The 895-nt window shown below is 54.0% G+C and carries 3 rRNA genes; all 3 read left to right on the forward strand.

The annotated features are described in order from the left end of the window. Positions 1 to 151 (forward strand): 16S ribosomal RNA (locus tag EDM58_RS20625); the annotation flags it as partial. A 63-nt stretch (positions 152 to 214) separates the two neighbouring features. Beyond that, positions 215 to 331: ribosomal RNA gene (gene rrf, locus EDM58_RS20630) — 5S ribosomal RNA — on the forward strand. 213 nt (positions 332 to 544) lie between these two features. Next, positions 545 to 895 (forward strand): 23S ribosomal RNA (locus EDM58_RS20635); the annotation flags it as partial.

Raw genomic sequence — 895 nt, forward strand, 5'->3', positions numbered from 1 at the left:
CCGAAGTCGGTGAGGTAACCTAAACCACCCCAAAAAGTATTACTTTTCGGGGACCCCGGTTGGGAGCCAGCCGCCGAAGGTGGGGTAGATGACTGGGGTGAAGTCGTAACAAGGTATCCGTACCGGAAGGTGCGGATGGATCACCTCCTTTCTATGGAGATATGACCGCAACGCGCATTCGCTGTTCAGTTTTGAAGGAGCATATCCTTCAATGTCTGGTGATGATGGCGGAGGGGACACACCCGTTCCCATGCCGAACACGGCCGTTAAGCCCTCCAGCGCCGATGGTACTTGCTCCGCAGGGAGCCGGGAGAGTAGGACGTTGCCAGGCGGACGCCAAAAGGATCGTCTGCTAAGTACGCCTCGTCCTGAGGCAACGCAGACGCTAGCACTTCCTGTGCGTCGTTGTTCCTTGAAAACTGGATACTGCATGAATTGCTAAGGATATTTTAATTGTGTAAGTACTATTAGTACTAACATGGAATGGTACGTCTGCTAAGTGCGCCAACGTCCTGTTGGCAACGCAGACATAACCACATCCTGTGGTTAAGTTACTAAGGGCACACGGTGGATGCCTTGGCGCTAGGAGCCGAAGAAGGACGCAGCGAACTGCGATAAGCCTCGGGGAGCGGTAAGCACGCTTTGATCCGGGGATCTCCGAATGGGGGAACCCACCATCCGTAATGGGATGGTATCCGTATCTGAATCCATAGGGTACGAGAAGGCAGACCCGGTGAACTGAAACATCTAAGTAGCCGGAGGAAGAGAAAACAATAGTGATTCCGTCAGTAGCGGCGAGCGAACGCGGAAGAGCCTAAACCGTCAGGTTTACCTGGCGGGGTTGTGGGGCGTCTCACACGGAGTTACAAAAGACGCGCGTAGGTGAACAGTTTGG

It is taken from the genome of Brevibacillus panacihumi, from assembly GCF_003710985.1.
Classification (GTDB): domain Bacteria; phylum Bacillota; class Bacilli; order Brevibacillales; family Brevibacillaceae; genus Brevibacillus; species Brevibacillus panacihumi.